The organism is Microbacterium paraoxydans, from assembly GCF_900105335.1.
Lineage (GTDB): Bacteria > Actinomycetota > Actinomycetes > Actinomycetales > Microbacteriaceae > Microbacterium > Microbacterium paraoxydans.
Genome location: NZ_LT629770.1, coordinates 277204 through 293800, shown reverse-complemented (window position 1 = coordinate 293800; position 16597 = coordinate 277204). Strand labels below are relative to the sequence as shown.

19 protein-coding genes are annotated in these 16597 nt (G+C 68.8%); 12 read left to right on the top strand and 7 right to left on the bottom strand.

What is annotated here, in order from left to right; translation table 11 throughout:
* Positions 1 to 2 precede the first annotated feature (2 nt).
* The 3 genes from BLU02_RS01645 to BLU02_RS01635 are packed head-to-tail and all read left to right on the top strand — an operon-like array spanning position 3 to position 2393.
* Positions 3 to 758: an SGNH/GDSL hydrolase family protein gene (locus BLU02_RS01645; RefSeq protein ID WP_060921652.1), complete on the top strand. Its 756-nt coding sequence runs from the start codon at positions 3 to 5 to the stop codon at positions 756 to 758.
* A gap of 19 nt (positions 759 to 777) precedes the next feature.
* Entirely contained in the window at positions 778 to 1524 is a 747-nt protein-coding gene (locus BLU02_RS01640; protein ID WP_060921651.1) for a formylglycine-generating enzyme family protein, read from the top strand.
* A gap of 56 nt (positions 1525 to 1580) precedes the next feature.
* The gene (locus BLU02_RS01635; protein ID WP_060921650.1) at positions 1581 to 2393 is read left to right on the top strand and encodes an arginase family protein; all 813 of its coding nucleotides are present in this window, start codon (positions 1581 to 1583) and stop codon (positions 2391 to 2393) included.
* A 15-nt stretch (positions 2394 to 2408) separates the two neighbouring features.
* Here the strand turns inward: BLU02_RS01635 and BLU02_RS01630 are convergent, their stop codons facing one another.
* Positions 2409 to 3590, bottom strand: coding sequence for a DUF4232 domain-containing protein (locus BLU02_RS01630; RefSeq protein ID WP_082749991.1), 1182 nt, complete (start codon positions 3588 to 3590; stop codon positions 2409 to 2411).
* Positions 3591 to 3608: 18 nt separating this feature from the next.
* Positions 3609 to 4934 (bottom strand): MFS transporter, encoded by a 1326-nt coding sequence (locus BLU02_RS01625; RefSeq protein ID WP_025103458.1) that lies wholly within the window; start codon positions 4932 to 4934, stop codon positions 3609 to 3611.
* Between the two features lie 54 nt (positions 4935 to 4988).
* Between BLU02_RS01625 and BLU02_RS01620 the strand changes: the two genes are divergently transcribed.
* Complete coding sequence (locus tag BLU02_RS01620; protein WP_060921648.1) at positions 4989 to 5357, top strand: VOC family protein; 369 nt, start codon at positions 4989 to 4991, stop codon at positions 5355 to 5357.
* Between the two features lie 46 nt (positions 5358 to 5403).
* Positions 5404 to 5934, top strand: a complete 531-nt coding sequence (locus BLU02_RS01615; protein WP_231919616.1) for a GNAT family N-acetyltransferase — start codon at positions 5404 to 5406, stop codon at positions 5932 to 5934.
* Positions 5935 to 5961: 27 nt separating this feature from the next.
* On the opposite strand, the gene BLU02_RS01610 is transcribed toward BLU02_RS01615, so the two are convergent.
* A complete protein-coding gene (locus BLU02_RS01610) occupies positions 5962 to 7068 on the bottom strand; it encodes a hypothetical protein (RefSeq protein WP_060921646.1) in 1107 nt (368 codons plus the stop codon).
* 142 nt (positions 7069 to 7210) lie between these two features.
* Between BLU02_RS01610 and BLU02_RS17530 the strand changes: the two genes are divergently transcribed.
* From BLU02_RS17530 to BLU02_RS01600, 3 genes are read left to right on the top strand one after another with little or no spacing between them, the layout of a single operon-like run.
* Complete coding sequence (locus tag BLU02_RS17530) at positions 7211 to 7717, top strand: hypothetical protein (RefSeq protein ID WP_060921645.1); 507 nt, start codon at positions 7211 to 7213, stop codon at positions 7715 to 7717.
* Positions 7714 to 8499, top strand: coding sequence for a peptidoglycan recognition protein family protein (locus tag BLU02_RS17525; protein ID WP_060921644.1), 786 nt, complete (start codon positions 7714 to 7716; stop codon positions 8497 to 8499). The genes BLU02_RS17530 and BLU02_RS17525 overlap by 4 nt, the downstream gene beginning before the upstream one ends.
* Positions 8456 to 9346 carry an ornithine carbamoyltransferase gene (locus BLU02_RS01600; RefSeq protein ID WP_082749989.1) on the top strand — a complete coding sequence of 297 codons (891 nt, stop codon included), beginning with the start codon at positions 8456 to 8458 and terminating at the stop codon, positions 9344 to 9346. The genes BLU02_RS17525 and BLU02_RS01600 overlap by 44 nt, the downstream gene beginning before the upstream one ends.
* Positions 9347 to 9467: 121 nt before the next feature.
* On the opposite strand, the gene BLU02_RS01595 is transcribed toward BLU02_RS01600, so the two are convergent.
* Genes BLU02_RS01595 through BLU02_RS01585 form a run of 3 tightly spaced genes read right to left on the bottom strand, consistent with a single transcriptional unit; the run spans position 9468 to position 12667 of the window.
* Entirely contained in the window at positions 9468 to 11825 is a 2358-nt protein-coding gene (locus tag BLU02_RS01595; RefSeq protein ID WP_060921642.1) for an ATP-binding cassette domain-containing protein, read from the bottom strand.
* 27 nt (positions 11826 to 11852) lie between these two features.
* A complete protein-coding gene (locus BLU02_RS01590; RefSeq protein ID WP_060921665.1) occupies positions 11853 to 12263 on the bottom strand; it encodes a VOC family protein in 411 nt (136 codons plus the stop codon).
* Positions 12264 to 12268: 5 nt separating this feature from the next.
* The gene (locus BLU02_RS01585) at positions 12269 to 12667 is read right to left on the bottom strand and encodes a helix-turn-helix transcriptional regulator (protein ID WP_051582213.1); all 399 of its coding nucleotides are present in this window, start codon (positions 12665 to 12667) and stop codon (positions 12269 to 12271) included.
* 179 nt (positions 12668 to 12846) lie between these two features.
* On the opposite strand from BLU02_RS01585, the gene BLU02_RS01580 reads away from it, so the two are divergent.
* Positions 12847 to 13434 carry an HdeD family acid-resistance protein gene (locus BLU02_RS01580; RefSeq protein WP_060921640.1) on the top strand — a complete coding sequence of 196 codons (588 nt, stop codon included), beginning with the start codon at positions 12847 to 12849 and terminating at the stop codon, positions 13432 to 13434.
* 61 nt (positions 13435 to 13495) lie between these two features.
* Here the strand turns inward: BLU02_RS01580 and BLU02_RS01575 are convergent, their stop codons facing one another.
* The gene (locus BLU02_RS01575; protein WP_060921639.1) at positions 13496 to 14260 is read right to left on the bottom strand and encodes an SDR family oxidoreductase; all 765 of its coding nucleotides are present in this window, start codon (positions 14258 to 14260) and stop codon (positions 13496 to 13498) included.
* Between the two features lie 121 nt (positions 14261 to 14381).
* Here BLU02_RS01575 and BLU02_RS01570 point away from each other — a divergent pair, with 121 nt between their 5' ends.
* From BLU02_RS01570 to BLU02_RS01560, 3 genes are read left to right on the top strand one after another with little or no spacing between them, the layout of a single operon-like run.
* Positions 14382 to 14855, top strand: a complete 474-nt coding sequence (locus tag BLU02_RS01570) for an NfeD family protein (RefSeq protein WP_025103445.1) — start codon at positions 14382 to 14384, stop codon at positions 14853 to 14855.
* Positions 14856 to 14863: 8 nt separating this feature from the next.
* The gene (locus tag BLU02_RS01565; RefSeq protein ID WP_060921638.1) at positions 14864 to 15793 is read left to right on the top strand and encodes an SPFH domain-containing protein; all 930 of its coding nucleotides are present in this window, start codon (positions 14864 to 14866) and stop codon (positions 15791 to 15793) included.
* Entirely contained in the window at positions 15790 to 16566 is a 777-nt protein-coding gene (locus BLU02_RS01560; protein ID WP_060921637.1) for a glycerophosphodiester phosphodiesterase family protein, read from the top strand. Before BLU02_RS01565 ends, BLU02_RS01560 begins: the two co-directional genes overlap by 4 nt.
* The last annotated feature ends 31 nt before the right edge of the window (positions 16567 to 16597 follow it).

Here is a 16597-nt window from a genome sequence, read left to right as displayed (position 1 = left end):
GCGTGGCTGATGTACGTTTCGTCGCGATAGGCGACTCCTTCACCGAAGGCGTGGGCGATGTGCTCCCCGATGGGCGTGAGCGCGGCTGGGCCGACATCGCCGCGCAGGGATGGGCGGATGCCGCGGGGCACCCCATCCAGTACGCGAACCTGGCGATCCGAGGGAAGCTGGCCTGGCCGATCGTCGAGGAGCAGCTCGAACCCGCCCTGGCCCTGCGTCCCACGCACCTGTCGTTCAACGGCGGCGGCAACGACATGCTGCGGCCGCGGACTGACGTGGAGCACATCGCCGATGCGTTCAGCCGGGTGCTGCGACGGTGCGACGAGGAGGGCGTGACGATGATCCTGCTCTCCGGTGCCAACCCCAGCGGGCAGCTTCCGATGGGCTCCCTCGTGCAGCGCCGGGGCGACCTGCTCTCCGAGGCGGTCCTGCGGCGGATCGAGGACCGCCCCGACGTGATCCGCGCCCTGAACTGGCCGGACACGGAGCTCTCGAAGCCCGCGTACTGGTCGGAGGACCGGCTTCATATGAACGCGGCCGGACACCATCGTGTCGCGGCCCGCGTGCTGCATGGACTCGGCTTCGAGCCGCCGGCAGCCTGGTGGGCACCGCTCGATCGCTGGACCGCCGGCCCCGCGGGTCTGGCCTACTACCGGCAGTTCGTCGGGCCCTGGGTGCGTCGACGCGTGACGCGGACCTCGTCCGGAGACGGCCGCGCAGCGAAGTACCCCACCTGGGTCGAGCGGACTCCGGCGTGAGCGTCGTCGTGCCCCGCGCATGAGTGATTTCGAACTCGTCCGTCTTCCCGCCGGCACGGTGACGCTGCACGACGCCCGGCGCCGCACGCGTCGCACCGTGGAACTCGAGCCCTTCGCCCTCGGTGTCTTCCCGGTGACCGAAGAACAGGTCACCGAGGTCCTGGGCACCCCAGCACGGCATCCGCGTCGTCCGGTCGCCGACGTGAGCTGGCTGCGGGCCGTCCACTTCTGCAACGCCGCGTCGGAGTGGGAGGGGCTCGATCCCGTCTACCACTTCGAGGGTGAGGATGTGGCCTGGGACACCACGGCGGACGGCTACCGCCTGCCGACCGAGGCCGAGTGGGAGTACGCCTGCCGCGCCGGTTCCTCCGGGCCGCACTACGCCCCGCTGACCGAGGCCGCGTGGACTGCTGCCGACGGAGTCGGTACGCCGCAGGACGTGGGTGGGAAGCTCCCGAACCTGCACGGGCTGTTCGACACGCTCGGGAACGTGTGGGAATGGTGTTGGGACCTCCTCGACCCCGCGCGGTACGACGACTACCGGGTCTTCCGTGGCGGCGGGTTCGCCGACGACGCCTGGAGCGTGCGCGCCTCGGTCCGCCGTGGGGGAGCGCCGCGCATGCACCACGAGGACGTCGGCTTCCGCGTGGCCCGGGGCGCCTTCGACACCGAGGAAGAGGCGCAGGGCTGGTCGGCGGCGGCGGACCGGGACCGCGCCTTCGTCGACGGAGGGCTGCCGTCGGGATGGACTCCGCGCCGGCGTTAGTGCAGGCCGCGTCCGGCGGTTTGGCCGCGGTCTGCGCCGGGTGGGAGACTGAGCGGATGACCAGGCCCTTCGCGCTCATCCTCAACCAGGGTCGCGTCGCCGACCGCACGGACGGAGCCCTCGTCGGGGCGCGACGCGTCGCCGACGCCCTGTCCTCGCTTCTCCGGCAGGAGCCCGTCGTGGTCGGCACTCCGGAGCCCGCTCGGCTCGATGATTGGTCGGTCGCGCTGCCCGAGGCGGCAGATACGCTCGCGGGCCTCCGGGCCGCGGTGCAGGAGGCGATCGCGGGGCAGGCGACGCCGCTCCTCGTGACGAACACGTGTGCGGCGAGCCTCGGAACGCTGCCGAGCGCTGCCGAGCACCACCCCGACGCGGTGGTGCTGTGGATCGATGCGCACGGGGACTTCAACACGCCGGACACCACCGACTCCGGCTACCTCGGCGGCATGGTCCTCGCCGCCGCCTGCGGCCTGTGGGACAGCGGCCACGGGGCGGGCATCGACCCGCGGCAGGTCATCGTCGTCGGCGGCCGCGACATCGACCCCGCCGAGGGGGAGCTCCTCGCCGACGCGGGAGTGACCGTCCTCAGCCCCGCGGAGAGCACGCCCGAACGGCTGAGCGCCCTCATCGCCGGGCGGCCGGTGTGGATCCATGTCGACTGGGACGTCCTGGAGCCCGGCTACATCCCCGCGGCCTATCGGGTCGGCGACGGTCTGCTGCCGCACCAGGTGGCCGCGCTGTTCGCCGCTATCCCGGCCGCCGACGTCCGCGGCGTGGAGCTCGCGGAATTCGAGGCGGGCGACGCGGAGGTGCCGGAGCGCGTCAGCGTCGAGTTGATCGTGGAGACGTTCCAGCACCTGCTGCGCTGACGACGCTGCGTACCCTCACGGCGCGGCCGGTGCGGCGCCGAGGTGCCAGGCGGTGATCTCGACCTCGGAGCCCGAGACGATGTCGAGCTCGACCGGCCACGAGCCGCGGTCGAGTCCGGGGAGCACGGCGGCACGCAGGGCGCGGGCGACGAGAGCGCCGTCCGTGGCATTTGCATCCCAGCCGATCACCGCGGTCGCCTCGCCGCCGGGCGGTACCGTGACGGGCGCGATACCGGGGTCGGTCGCGAGGAATGAGGAACCGGGGCGCACCTCGACGTCGAGCGCATGGCCGTTCTGGTCCGCGAACGCGATGTCGGGATACCCCTCGACCACGCAGGGCTCCTCACCGACGTTCATCAGCCGGATGCTCTGGGCGCGGTGCCCCGTGGCCCCGTCGGCGGTTCCGAGCAGCAGTGTGGCTCGGTCGAGGGTGCAGGCGCCCGCGGGAAGCTGGGGTGTCGAGGCCCCCGGGGCGCGCTCCGGCACAGGGTCGCCCACTGCCGCCGGATCGACGAAGGCTCCCGTCTCGTCGGTGGCGCCCTGCAGCGCGGCGTTCTCCTCGACGATCTGGCGCTGCCACGCGGCATCGGCCAGGCTCCCGACCACGACGAGAGCGACCACGCTCGCGAGGGTGACACCGAGAAGGCCCGGGGACCACCGCCGCGCAGATTCCTCACCGGCTCTGCGCGAGAACGCCCAGGCGGGGATCCAGCCCCAGGCGAGTCCCCAGTAGGCGGTGTCCGGCGCGGACTCGACGACCGCCGCGGTGACACCGTGCAGGCCCGAGAGAGGGAGGAAGGACAGCACCCGGGTGACGTCGTCGCACAGCCCGACGGTCGTTCCGGCGAGGACGGCACCGAACCAGAGCACGAGGAACGCGGGAGCCCGGCCGACACCCTGCGCACCGCGTCCCACGACCCAGACGACGCTGCACAGCACGGCGGCCGTCACCGTCAGCACCAGGACGCCCCACGCACCGGGGAGCAGCCAGGCATGACTCTGAAGCGGTCCGATACCGGCGAAGCTCAGCAACCGCGTCAGAACGATGTCGGAACCGGTCAGTCGTGCGATGGCGCCGGAGACGATCCAGAGTGCGCCGAGGAGCAGGCCGGCGAGCAGCCCCGCCGTCACCGGTGGCCTCGTGCGGCCGTCTCGGGCGCTCGAGACGGGGGCGGTCGACGGGGGAGCGGAGGCCATGCCTCATCCTATGGGTGCTCAGCGACGCCGCTCGGGATCCAGCCCCATGCGGATGCGCGTCCGTTTGCGTTCGATGAGGATGAAGACGACCCCGAGGATCCAGAGGGGGATCGGGGTGAGGAACGCGACACGGAAGGCGTCGAGCGTGTAGGTGTCCGGGGTGCCGGCGCCCTGGGCGTCGAGGAGGAGGCCGATCACGAAGACCGCGATCAGGGCTGCGATGAAGCCCCCCGCGTTCGTGACTCCGGTCGCCGTGCTGAGGCGGTGCGCGGGGTTGTGCGTGCGGGCGTGGTCGAAGGCGATCATCGACGCGGGCCCCCCGGTCGCGAGAGCGATCGCCAGGACCCAGAGGAGCCAGTCCGGGGCGGGGCCGGGGAGGGCGATGACCGCGATCCACGCGGCCATCTGCACGCCGACGGCGGGGAGGACGAGGGCGAGCGAGCGGTGATTCGGGAGGCGGCGGGAGAGATCGCCGATGATCGGCCCGAGGATCATGCCCGCGACCACGTAGATCGAGATGATCCCCGCTGCGTGGGCGGTGGTCAGGCCCTCGCCTGCCGTGAGGAACGGCATGCCCCACAGCAGCACGAACACCGTGCCGGCGAACGGGGTGGTGAAGTGCGACCAGAACGCGAGCCGCGTCCCGGGATGCGCCCAGGCCGCCCGGATGCCGACGCCCGTGTCGATCGCCGACGTCACGACACGCACGACTCCGGTGTCCGTGTTCACCGACACGTCGGGGCCGCTCTCCGCGGGGTTGTTGCGCACGATGAGCCACACGAGGATCGTGAAGAGCAGGCCGAGACCGGCGATGCTGCCGAACGTGATCGACCAGGTGGTGGCGTGCAGCAGGGCGGCGACCGGCACCAGCGCGATCAGCTGCCCGGCCTGCCCGATGATCCCGGTGAACTGAACCATGACGGGCCCGCGCTGCGCGGGGAACCACGTGGCCACCAGTCGCAGCACGGCAGGGAAGACGGCGGCGTCGCCGGCTCCGAGGAGGACACGCGCGACGATCGCGATGCCGATGCTGGGGGAGAGTGCCATGGTGAGCTGTCCGGCCGCCATGAGCAGCATCCCCGCCGTGATGATCGGACGGGATCCGTAGCGGTCGAGGAGGACGCCCACCGGGATCTGCATCCCGCCGTAGACGGCGAGCTGCACGACCGCGAACAGCGCGAGCGTCGAGGCGTCCGCCTGGAAGCGGTCGGCGGCCTCGACACCGACGGCGCCGAGAGAGGTGCGGTTGGTGATGGCGAGCACGTAGGCCGCGACGCCGACGGACCAGATCGCCCAGGCTCGCCACCCCGGTGTGGAGACGGGGGAGTGGGAGACCTGAGGCACCCTTCCACGCTACTCCTGACCGACGATGTCCGACGCCGTGTCTAGAGTGCCCGCATGACAGCCTCCTCGCAGCACCACGCCCTCGACTATGTCGAGCTCGTCGTCACGGATCTCGACGTGGCGAAACGCTTCTTCACCACCGCCTTCGGGTGGCGCTTTCAGGACTACGGCCCTGGCTATGCAGGTATCCTCTCGCCCCGCGGAGACGGGAGCGAGGTCGGCGGGCTCCTGCTCGCGGACGCACCGCGACCCGTCGGCGGTCCGCTCGTGCTGCTCTACTCCGATGACCTCGATGCGACGAAGGCGGCGATCCAGGACGCAGGCGGCCGGATCCTGCAGGAGCCGTATGCGTTACCCGGTGGCCGGCGCCTTCACTTCGCCGACCCGAGCGGCAACGAGCTCGGCGTCTGGTCCTCCCATTAGGCGCTGCAGATCACAGCGCGGGGCGGATGAGTGCCAGACTGCGAGGATGAGTCACCTGCCCCGAATCCCGGAGATGGAGACGTCGCGCCTCCGCCTGCGCAGGCAGGCGATCGAGGACGCGACCGTGTTCCGGCACCTGTGGAGCGAACATGACGACCGAGTGCCCGCTCACCGTCGGCTCGACGCGGCCGGCCGCCCCGACACGGACGACATCCGAGCGCATATCCAGGGCGCTGAGGCCTCGTCGCTTCTCACCGTGGAACGGATCGACACCGGGGAACCGATCGGGTACTGCGGTCTCGTCTACGGCGGCGAGGGGGTGGGCGAGGAACCGGAGCTCGCGTTCGAGCTGCTCCGTGCCGAGCACAACCGGGGATACGCCACCGAAGCTGCCCAGAGCGTCCTGGCATGGGCAGCCGGGGTGGGAATCGACCGCGTCTGGGCCGGCGTCTGGGAGTGGAACCTCCCGTCCCGGCGGGTGCTCGAGAAGCTCGGTTTCGTCGAATCCGGACGGGAACGCCCGTCCTCCGTCCACGGTCGAAACATCCTGACCGTCAGGTCTCTCTTCGAGAAGTGAGAGCGGGCTCCGAGCCGGCGCTCTGGATCACGTGACTGAGGACCCCACCGGCAGCGGCTCGCCGTCACCCGGGGGCTCCTGCACGAGGTGAAGGGCATCCGATTTCGTCAGATGGTTGGGGTACAGCATCCGTGAGAACCTTCCGCGCGGATCGTCTTTGTCGCGGGGGAGATCGATGTGGGCTCGCTCGATCGCCGCGACGAGGAGTTCCGTCTGTTCATCGGTCAACACGAGGAGCCCTCGTTCTCGCAAGCCCACCACTGCTCGCGAGCGATCCGATGCCGTGAGGACGACCGCGATACTCCGGGCTGTGGCGTCCGGCTCCCAGGGGTGCGCGATGACCATGGCCGTCGTGAGGGTCGCGGTCGGGATCTCCTTCGTGCCGACGAGCAGACGGGTTGCGTCGCGTGAGATACGCGGCGGTCGCGAACGTCGCCGCACGACGGCGCTGATGGTGATCGCCACGGCCGCCAGCAGCGCAGCCGCGAGCGGCCACGTCCATGCGCCGAGCGGTCCCGCAGCCACCGGGATGAGGAACGCCCCGATCATCATCGCAAGGAGAAGCGGCTGTCCGGAGAAGACGTGAAGAGCCCACCAGGGGAAGAGAGTCCGCGAACGAGAGGGTCCCAAAGGCATCCACTCCTGCACGTCGACGTTCGGCTCGCTCTCCGGGCGATCGGACGCGTGCACCGGTTGAGGCTGCCGCCGCACTCCTTTGATGATCGACGTCAGGCCCACCACACCGAGCACGGCGGACAGCACCCATCCGCGCAGCGGGTCGTCGGCCTCGTTCTGATCGATCCCCGCCAGTGTGACCACCCCACTCACGGAGATGAGGAGAAGGAAGACCCCGTAGAGCAAGAAGACCCGACGGGTGCGGCGGGCCGTCCAGGGCTTCGGCTCCGTGCCTGGAGGCCACGAGGGGTCGCCCCAGGTCCTTCGCCTCGTGAGTAGGAGGCCTGCCGCCACTCCGACGCATCCGAAAGACAGCGTCACTGCCGCCAGAACGCCGATTCGAGGATCGGCGATCAGGAATGTCGAGGCCACCGCCACCGCTGCGCTGAACATCGCCAGCGCCACGCCCACCACGATGAGCGTCAGCAGCCCTTCGCCCTTCTCATCGCTAGCGCCCATCCGCTCGCCCCACCTCTCCCCAGACTGCAGGCGGAGGATCAGGCCCCATCGATCGAGCCGCGGCCCAAATGTGCCTGTCCCTGAGGATGAGAGTAGCGCGAGTGCGCTCCCAGCGAAGGCGTGCACCTCGTAGGATCACGATATGACCTCGCCTCGCCGTATCCCAGCAGACCTGCGGAAACGCGGGGGCTTTCGAGGAGCGGATGAATCGACCGCCTCGCTCATCCTCGGCCAGTTCTTCGTCGGCGGCTTTTTCCTGTTCATCGTGGCTTTCTTCCTCGCGCTCGGAGTTGCGGACGAGTACGACGGGGTGACGTCCTTCATCGGGGCGAGCATCATCGCCGTCGTCCTGTCCGTCGTGTCGATGATCACCGCCCTGGTGATCGGCCTGCCCCTTCGCCTCGTCTCGGCGCTGCGCGCGCGGTGGCTCGCGCACGGCGAGGTCACCGTCCTCGGGGTCGTCGTCGGACTCGGCGCCTGCATCGTGTCGGTCATGCTGGCGGGCGGAAGCGGGGGAGCGGTGCTCCCGTGGTGGGCGTTCTTTGTCTCGTGGACCGTCCTCGCCTTCTCGGTCGCGCATTTCGTCTGGCCAGGGCGACGCCGGCCGCGAGAGTCCCGAGCACCTCGAGACGACGACCAGGCCGCGTGAGCACACGCGGGGAGGGTCAGCATCCGGAGGACCCGGGAGCATGGGACGCCGATGAGCACGTCCCGACGCACACGCGGCGGGGATTCCTCATCGCTGCCGGAACCGGCGTCGTGGTGACCGGCATCGGCATCTGGCTCTCCACGAGCTCCGGGGGAGAGGCAGACGACACCGGACGCCGCCCGGACAACCCCCGCGGGCTGCCAGAGTACGAGCCGGTCTACGACCGCGCGGTCACGGGCCTCGAGGTACCGCTCGGTTTCGAGGACTGCGCCCACCCGACGGTACGCGCTGACCGGAGCATCGCGGGGAGCGAACGTCGAACCGTGAGCCCGGTCATCGACCGCTTCGTCATCCACCACACCGGCACGACATCGGACCAGTTGGACTTCTTCTCCCGCTGCAACAGGAGATCATCGGCTCCCACCTTCTATCTTCGGCACGACGGCTCGGTCATCGAGACCATCCGCCCGGGAGCGAAGCCGTCGTCCACCGGCGCGGACTGGAACTGGCGCTCCGTGGCGGTGGAGACGCTGGATTTCACCGGAGCGCCGGAGTACACGGTGACCACCGCGCAGTTCGAGGAGATCGCGCAGATGATCGCGTGGCTCGCAGGCTTCGACGGCCGGACCCTGGACGGCGTTCCGGTGCGCTTCCGGATCGACCGAGAGCACGTCATCACCCACCAGGAGACGTGGTCGGGAACGGAGTGTCCCGGCCCGTTCCTCCAATCGCGAGTGGATGACATCGTGGCGCGAGCACAGGTTATCTTCACGACGTCATGAGGCTGGAGCCGTCCGCGACAATAGGGGAGTGCGCCACCTTCTCTCATTGACCGAACTCACCGGGGACGATCTGAGGGAGATCTTCGCGCGCGCCGCGCGGATCGAAGCGGGAACCCTAGCGAGGAGGGACGGCGCGGCCGCGCTGTTCTTCCCTTCCTCGAGCCTGCGGACGCGTGTCTCGTTCGAACGCGGCGCTGCGGAGATGGGTTTGCAGCCGATCGTCTTCCCTCCGGAGGCGCTCGACACCGTCGAGGACGCGGTCGACATCGTCGGATACCTGTCGGCGTGGGTCGAACTCCTCGTCGTCCGGCATGCCGATCTCCACGTGCTTCGTGAGCTCGCTGCCCCTGGGATTCTCCCGGTGGTCAACGCGATGACCAACGCGAACCACCCGTGCGAGGTGCTATCCGATCTCTTCGCGCTCTCGCGCGAGACGGATGTCCGCTCACTCCGAGTCCTCGTGGTGGGACCAGACGGCAACATCGCTCGAGCCTGGGAGGAAGCCCATCGGGCTTTCGGAATCGATGTCGTGCAGGCCTGCCCGGAGGAGGTCCGCACACCCGCGCTGCCGTGGAAGGAGGATCTCAGCCATGCCGTGCAGGAGGCCGACGTGATCATCACGGATGGGCCGGGGGAGCACACCGCGGCCATGGCGCCCTATCGGATCACTGCGGATCTCCTCGACAGCGCCCCTGACGGTGTCCGTTTCGCGCCGTGTCCGCCGTTCGTCCGCGGGCGTGAGGTTTCGGTCGCTGCCGCCAACCATCCCGCGTTCGTGGGCTACGAGTTCAAACGTCACCTGAAGAGCGTGCAGCAGGCGATCATGGGATGGGCGATCGAGGGATGACGGGGAGATGGTCGGGGTGGCGTTCTTTCTTCAACCTGACATAATGTGCATTATCGGATAATCCGTATGCGGGATCTGGCGGGACGAGAAAAGGTGGGAAAGCCGTCACCGCGGCCCTGTATCAAGCGTTGACGTACGCCGCGAGATGCTCACCCGTCAACGTCGAGCCGTCTGCGACGAGCTCGGCAGGCGTTCCCTCGAACACGATGCGACCACCGTCATGGCCGGCTCCCGGTCCGACGTCGATGATCCAGTCGGCGTGTGCCATGACGGCCTGATGATGCTCGATCACGACCACCGTCTTGCCGGCGTCGACAAGTCGATCCAACAGGCCGAGGATCGTGTCGACGTCAGCGAGATGCAGACCCGTCGTCGGCTCGTCCAGCACGTACACGTCGCCTTTCTCGCCCATCTGGATCGCGAGCTTGATGCGCTGTCGTTCACCGCCCGACAGAGTCGACAACGGCTGGCCGAGCGACAGGTAGCCGAGCCCCACGTCTTCCAGGCGTCCGAGGATGGCGGCCGCAGCCGGGAGCTTCGCCTCACCCTCACTGAAGAACACACGGGCTTCAGACACCGGAAGGTCGAGCACCTCGGTGATGTCCTTCCCGCCGAGCTTGTACTCCAGTACCGCCGCCTGGAAGCGCTTACCGCCGCAGTCCTCACAGGGGGTCTCGATGGTGTCCATGAACCCGAGCTCGGTGATGATGACACCGGCGCCCTTGCACGTAGGACATGCGCCCTCGGAGTTCGCGCTGAACAGCGCGGGCTTCACGCCGTTCGCCTTCGCGAAGGCTTTGCGGATGGGTTCGAGCAGCCCCGTGTACGTCGCTGGGTTGCTGCGACGCGAGCCCTTGATGGCGGACTGGTCGATCGCCACCACGCCCTCGCGTCCGGTCACCGAACCGTGGATGAGCGAGCTCTTACCGGAGCCGGCGACGCCGGTGACGACGGTCAGGACGCCGGTCGGGATGTCGACGTCCACGTTCTGGAGGTTGTTGGTGGATGCGCCGCGCACCTCGATCGCGCCGGTGCGGTCACGCACGGCGTCCTTGAGCTGTGCACGGTCGTCGAGGTGCTGCCCCGTCAGTGTTCCACTGGCTGTGAGGCCCTCGACGCTCCCCTGATAGCAGATCTCTCCCCCGGCGCTTCCCGCACCCGGCCCCAGGTCCACGACGTGATCGCCGATCGCGATGGTCTCCGGCTTGTGCTCGACGACGAGCACCGTGTTCCCCTTGTCGCGAAGGCGGAGCAGCAGGCCGTTCATCCGCTGGATGTCGTGCGGGTGCAGCCCGATCGTCGGCTCGTCGAAGACATACGTGACGTCGGTCAGCGAGGACCCCAGGTGCCGCAGCATCTTGATCCGCTGCGCCTCTCCCCCGGACAGCGTGCCCGAGGGCCGGTCCAGGCTCAGGTACCCCAGGCCGAGGGTCACGAAGGCGTCGAGGTTGGCACTCAGCGCCTGGAGCAGCGGCCCGGCTCCGGGGAGATCCAGGCCGCGGACCCACGTGGCGAGATCCGTGACCTGCATGCGGCAGGCGTCGGCGATGCTCACGCCGTCGATCTTCGAGGATCGCGCGCCCTCGGTGAGACGCGTACCGTCGCACTCCGGGCATACCGCGAAGGTGGCCACGCGCTCGACGAAGGCACGGATGTGCGGCTGGAGCGCTTCGAGGTCCTTCGAGAGCATGGACTTCGTGATCTTCGGGATCAGGCCCTCGTAGGTCATGTTGATGCCGGAGATCTTGACCTTCGTGACCTCTCCGTAGAGGAAGAGGTGACGCTGCTTGTCGGTGAACGACGAGATGGGCTTGTCCCCCGGATAGAACCCGGACTGCGAGAAGCCCTTCACCATCCAGCCGTCGGCGGTGTACCCGGGCACCATGATCGCGCCCTCGTCGAGGGACTTCGACTCATCGACGATCTGGGACAGGTCGAGGTCCGACACCACTCCCCTGCCCTCACATCGCGGGCACATGCCGCCGAGGTAGATCGCGTCCTTCACGATCTTCTTCTCGCCACCCGGCCCGGTCATGACACCGCTGGCCTTCTGCGTCGGGATGTTGAACGAGAACGCCGTCGGGCCGCCGATGTAGGGCTGGCCCAGCTTGCTGAACAGGATGCGGAGCATGGCATTGGCATCCGTCACGGTGCCGACGGTCGACCGCGGGTTCGCGCCGAGACGCTCCTGGTCCACGATGATCGCCGTGGTGAGCCCTTCCAGCACGTCGACGTCGGGACGCGGCACCGACGGCATGAAGCCCTGCACGAACGCGCTGTACGTCTCGTCGATCATCCGGCGCGATTCGGCAGCGATCGTGTCGAAGACGAGGGAGCTCTTCCCCGACCCCGAGACACCGGTGAACACCGTGAGGCGTCGCTTCGGGATGTCGACGCTCACGTCCTTGAGGTTGTTCTCGCGCGCGCCCTGCACACGGATGAGGTCGTGGGTGTCCGCGGGGTGCTCAGCAGCGGTCATGCGGCGTCCTTCGTGGTGGTGGGGCCGTCAAGCGGCCTGGTTGATACGGAGCAGGTTGCCGGCGGGATCGCGGAAGGCGCAGTCGCGGACGCCGTAGGGCTGGTCCATCGGCTCCTGGACGACATCGGCGCCGACGGCGACCAGCCGCTCGAACAGGGCGTCCAGGTCGTCGCTCGCGAGGGTGAGAGCGCCGTAGCTGCCCTTCGCGATGAGCTCCAGGATGGTCTGCCGCTCCGCGTCGGTGATGCCGGGATCGGTGGCCGGCGGGTGGAGGACGATCGAGGTCTCGGGCTGGCCGACCGGGCCGACCGTGAGCCAGCGCAGGCCGTCGTATCCGACATCGTTGCGCACCTCGAAGCCGAGGGCGTCGCGATAGAAGCCGAGGGCTGCGTCGGCGTCGGTGTGCGGGAGGAAGGCGTAGTGGATGCTGATCTTCATGATGCTCACGTTAGGTGCGCCTCGGGGCGCGGCGCTTCTCGATTCCTGATCGGTCGGGTGACCTGCTTGGCGTGGAACGACGGGATGCCCTCGACGTTCGCGGCGCGTTCACGGTACACGCTGGGTGGGACACCGACCAGCTCCGAGAACCGGGTGCTGAACGTTCCCAGCGAGGAGCAGCCCACCGCGAAGCACACCTCGGTGACGCTGAGGTCGCCGCGACGCAGCAGCGCCATGGCACGCTCGATGCGGCGGGTCATCAGATAGGAGTACGGGGATTCGCCGTACGTCTCGCGAAACCGCCGGCTGAGATGGCCGGCCGACAGGTGCACGCCCCGCGCCAGAGCCTCGACGTCCAAGGGCTTCGCGTACTCGCGATCGATCCGGTCGCGGACCTTCCGCATCACGACCAGCTCCCGCAGGCGAACCTCATCCACCGGTGTCACGTCATGATCCTGCCATGACGCCGGAAGACGGGGAATGACCATCCGCGACGCGCGGAGGCCCTCCTCCCCCACTGTCGGAGATCCGGCGCTACCCTGGGGGCATCCTCACAGGATTCTCTCAGAAGGGGTTCCCCGCCATGTCTGAAGCACTCGCTGAAACGAAGTCGTTCTTCAAATCCATCCGGGTCGCTCTCGCGGTCTCCGGCGTTCTCGCGCTGCTCGCGGGCATCGCACTGCTGGTCTGGCCGGTGAAGTCGGCCGTCATCGTGACGGCGATCTTCGCGTCCTACCTGATCGTCGCGGGAGTCGTGTACATCGGCCTCGGGATCTTCTCCCGCGCCAAGGGCGGCTGGTCCCGCGTCGGGCACATCGTCCTCGGCCTGCTTTACATCGTCGCGGGCGTCATCGCGTTCTTCAACCTGAACGTCGCCGCCGCCACCCTCGCCCTGGTCGTCGTGATCTTCATCGGCGTGAGCTGGATCGTCGACGGCGTCGTCGCGCTCTCGTTGCTCGGCAGCGACGGCTCGCGGGTGTGGACGGTGATCTACGCGATCCTCAGCATCATCGCCGGAATCATCGTGCTCTTCTCGCCGGCCATCGCCGGATTCGCGCTGTGGCTGCTCCTGGGCATCGCGCTCGTCGTGCTCGGCATCGTGCAGATCATCCGCGCGATCACCCTCGGCAAGGACGAGAAGGCGTTCACCTCGGGCGCTGCCGGCATCTGACCACGGACGCGTGACGCCCCGGACCTGCAGCAGCGGGTCCGGGGCGTCTCGCGTCTGACGACTATTCCGCGGCGAAGGCGCTCACGTCGCCGACGAGGCGGGTGTTGTCCGCGGGGACGGGGTCGATCACGGCCTTGGCGACCTCGGCGGCGAACTCGGACACGTTGTAGAGGCGGCCGGCAGACTCGCGGCGCTCGGCGATGGCACCCGGGTTCGCGCGCTCGAGCAGCGTCGCCGTGATCGTCCCCTCGATCATGTCGCCGGAGACGACCGTGAAGCCGATCCCCTTCTCCGCGAGACCGGGGATGAGCTCGCGCAGCGCGTCCTCACCGGCCCGCTTCGACAGCGCGACGGGCTCATATTCCGGCATCGTCGGCGTCGTGCGGATGAAGTGCGCCTGGTGGCTGGTGACGAACACGACGCGTGCGCCGTCGGACAGCAGCGGCGTCGCGGCGTTGAGGACGTTGAGCTGCGCGTCGCGATTTAGCTTCAGGGCGTAGTCCTCGGCCATCCCCGACTCCATGCCGCCCGAGGCGTTCAGGACGAGGACGTCGAGGCGTCCGTACTCGGCGCGGACGGCGTCGAACATCTCGGCTACGGACGCAGGGTCGGTGAGGTCCGCGCCGACGACGAGCGCCCGGCGACCGAACTCCCGCAGCTGCGCCGCGAGCTTCTCCGCGCGCGGGGCCTTGTTCCGGTAGTTGATGACGACGTCGGCGCCGGCCTCGGCGAGGTATCGCACGGTGTCGGCGCCGATCCCCCGCGATGAGCCGGTGACGAGGGCCACCTTGCCGTCGAGGGATCCTGCGGGAAGAACGTCGGTCACGGGTGACTCCTCATGGTGCGTGGAACGCCGTGGGCGCACGGCTCTCACAGATTACCAAGGGGCGCGGTGGCGGCCCGTCGAGCGTCCTCGCGCGTGGTACGTTGACGGCAAAGGAGGCCGCATGGACAACTTCTCGACGTTCGTCACGTTCATCGACCACTGGGCATGGATCGGATGGCTGGTCCTCATCGCCGTCTTCCTCGTCATCGAGATGCTCTCCCTCGACTTCACCTTCCTCATGCTGAGCTTCGGGAGCGTGATCGGTCTCGTCACCGACTTCGTCGGCCTCCCGGTCTGGATCCAGATCCTCATCGCCGCCTTGGCATCCGCCCTCTTCATCCTCTTCCTGCGGCCGCCGCTCCTGCGGCGCCTGCACCGCGGTGCCGACCCCACGCGCTCGAACGTGGAGGCGCTCGTCGACCTCCGGGGCATCGCGCTCAGCGAGATCACGCAGATCTCCGGTCAGGCGAAGCTCGCGAACGGCGATACCTGGACCGCCAGGACGACCACCCCGATGGCCATCCCCGCGGGGGCGCCTGTCGCCGTCAGTGCGATCAACGGCGCGACCGCCATCGTCCGACCCCTCAACGACTAGGAGTACGCGTGGACGACGCATCGATCATCCCGACCGTGATCATCTGGATCCTGGTGATCGCGGTCATCATCTTCGTGATCGTCACGATCGCGCGGGCGATCCGCATCATCCCGCAGGCGACCGCCGGCGTGGTGGAAAGGCTCGGCCGCTATCACAAGACCCTCTCTCCCGGCCTCAACATCCTCGTGCCGTTCATCGACCGCCTGCGGCCGCTGATCGACATGCGCGAGCAGGTGGTGTCGTTCCCGCCGCAGCCCGTGATCACCGAGGACAACCTCGTCGTCTCCATCGACACGGTCGTCTACTTCCAGGTCACCGATGCGCGCGCGGCCACCTACGAGATCGCGAACTACCTCGGCGCCGTGGAACAGCTCACCACCACGACTCTCCGAAACGTCGTCGGTGGTCTGAACCTCGAAGAGGCACTGACGAGCCGCGACAACATCAACGGGCAGCTCCGCGTGGTCCTCGACGAGGCGACCGGCAAGTGGGGCATCCGCGTGGGCCGCGTCGAGCTCAAGGCGATCGACCCGCCCGTCTCCATCCAGGACTCGATGGAGAAGCAGATGCGCGCCGAGCGGGATCGCCGTGCCGCGATCCTGACCGCCGAGGGCACGAAGCAGTCTGCGATCCTCGAGGCGGAAGGCCTCCGTCAGGCGGAGATCCTCCGCGCCGAGGGCGACAAGCAGGCCGCCGTCCTCCGCGCCCAGGGCGAGGCGGAGGCGATCCAGAGCGTGTTCTCCGCGATCCACCAGGGAGCGCCGGACGACAAGCTCCTCGCGTACCAGTACCTGCAGATGCTCCCGAAGATCAGTGAGAGCCCGTCCAGCAAGCTCTGGATCATCCCGAGCGAGCTGACCGAGGCACTCAAGGGCATCGGCACCGCCTTCACCCCGAAGGTCGGACCCGGGTCGACCACTCCCCCTTCCGGCGCGTGACGCACCCGTACTTCGTCAAGGCCGAGCAGCCCCGCATCCTGGCCCATCGGGGTCTGGTGACCGCCGAGGGGCGGGAATCCGGCGTCTGGGAGAACACCGCGGCCGCCTTCGCCGCGGCGCATGCCGCTGGGGCGGAGTACATCGAGACGGACTGCCAGGTCACCGCTGACGGTGACGTCGTGCTCTTCCACGATCACGACCTGCGCCGTCTCGTGGACGATCCGCGCGCCGTGCACGAGGTCAGGACGCGGGAGCTGGGCGCGCTGTTCGCTGACCACGGCGGTCTGCTCACGGTGGCCGAGGCGCTCTCCGCATTCCCGGAGACCCGGTTCAACATCGATGTGAAGACACCGGCCGCCGCAGCGCCGCTGGGCCCCATCCTCGCCGCGCACACGCATCGTGTCCTCGTCACCAGCTTCTCGGATGCCAACCGGCGGGCGACGCTGGAGGCCGTACGGCAGACCGGCACCGCGCTCCGGCCCGCCACCTCCGGCGGGAGTCGGACGATCGCGGCCCTGCGTTCGCTCTCCGCCGTGCGTCTCTCCCCCGGCAGAGTGCTCCGGGAGATCGACGCCCTGCAGATCCCCGAGCGCCACGGGGCGATCCGAGTGCTGACGCCTGCGCTCCTCCGCGCCGCCCACCGGGCCGGCACCGAGGTCCATGTCTGGACCGTGAACGACGCGGACGACATGCGGCGCCTCATCGACGCGGGCGTGGACGGCGTCGTGACCGACCGTGCCGACCTCGCCGTCGCCACGTTCCGGAAGCCCTGAGCGCCCAATATCCTCCGGCGCTGGGATTCCC

Coding starts and splice junctions, on each gene's coding strand:
- BLU02_RS01640 (WP_060921651.1), top strand. CDS start 778: ATGAGTGATTTCGAACTCGTCCGTCTTCCCGCCGGCACGGTGACGCTG.
- BLU02_RS01635 (WP_060921650.1), top strand. CDS start 1,581: ATGACCAGGCCCTTCGCGCTCATCCTCAACCAGGGTCGCGTCGCCGAC.
- BLU02_RS01630 (WP_082749991.1), bottom strand. CDS start 3,590: ATGGCCTCCGCTCCCCCGTCGACCGCCCCCGTCTCGAGCGCCCGAGAC.
- BLU02_RS01620 (WP_060921648.1), top strand. CDS start 4,989: ATGACAGCCTCCTCGCAGCACCACGCCCTCGACTATGTCGAGCTCGTC.
- BLU02_RS01615 (WP_231919616.1), top strand. CDS start 5,404: ATGAGTCACCTGCCCCGAATCCCGGAGATGGAGACGTCGCGCCTCCGC.
- BLU02_RS01610 (WP_060921646.1), bottom strand. CDS start 7,068: ATGGGCGCTAGCGATGAGAAGGGCGAAGGGCTGCTGACGCTCATCGTG.
- BLU02_RS17530 (WP_060921645.1), top strand. CDS start 7,211: ATGACCTCGCCTCGCCGTATCCCAGCAGACCTGCGGAAACGCGGGGGC.
- BLU02_RS01600 (WP_082749989.1), top strand. CDS start 8,456: ATGACATCGTGGCGCGAGCACAGGTTATCTTCACGACGTCATGAGGCT.
- BLU02_RS01595 (WP_060921642.1), bottom strand. CDS start 11,825: ATGACCGCTGCTGAGCACCCCGCGGACACCCACGACCTCATCCGTGTG.
- BLU02_RS01590 (WP_060921665.1), bottom strand. CDS start 12,263: ATGAAGATCAGCATCCACTACGCCTTCCTCCCGCACACCGACGCCGAC.
- BLU02_RS01585 (WP_051582213.1), bottom strand. CDS start 12,667: ATGCGGAAGGTCCGCGACCGGATCGATCGCGAGTACGCGAAGCCCTTG.
- BLU02_RS01580 (WP_060921640.1), top strand. CDS start 12,847: ATGTCTGAAGCACTCGCTGAAACGAAGTCGTTCTTCAAATCCATCCGG.
- BLU02_RS01570 (WP_025103445.1), top strand. CDS start 14,382: ATGGACAACTTCTCGACGTTCGTCACGTTCATCGACCACTGGGCATGG.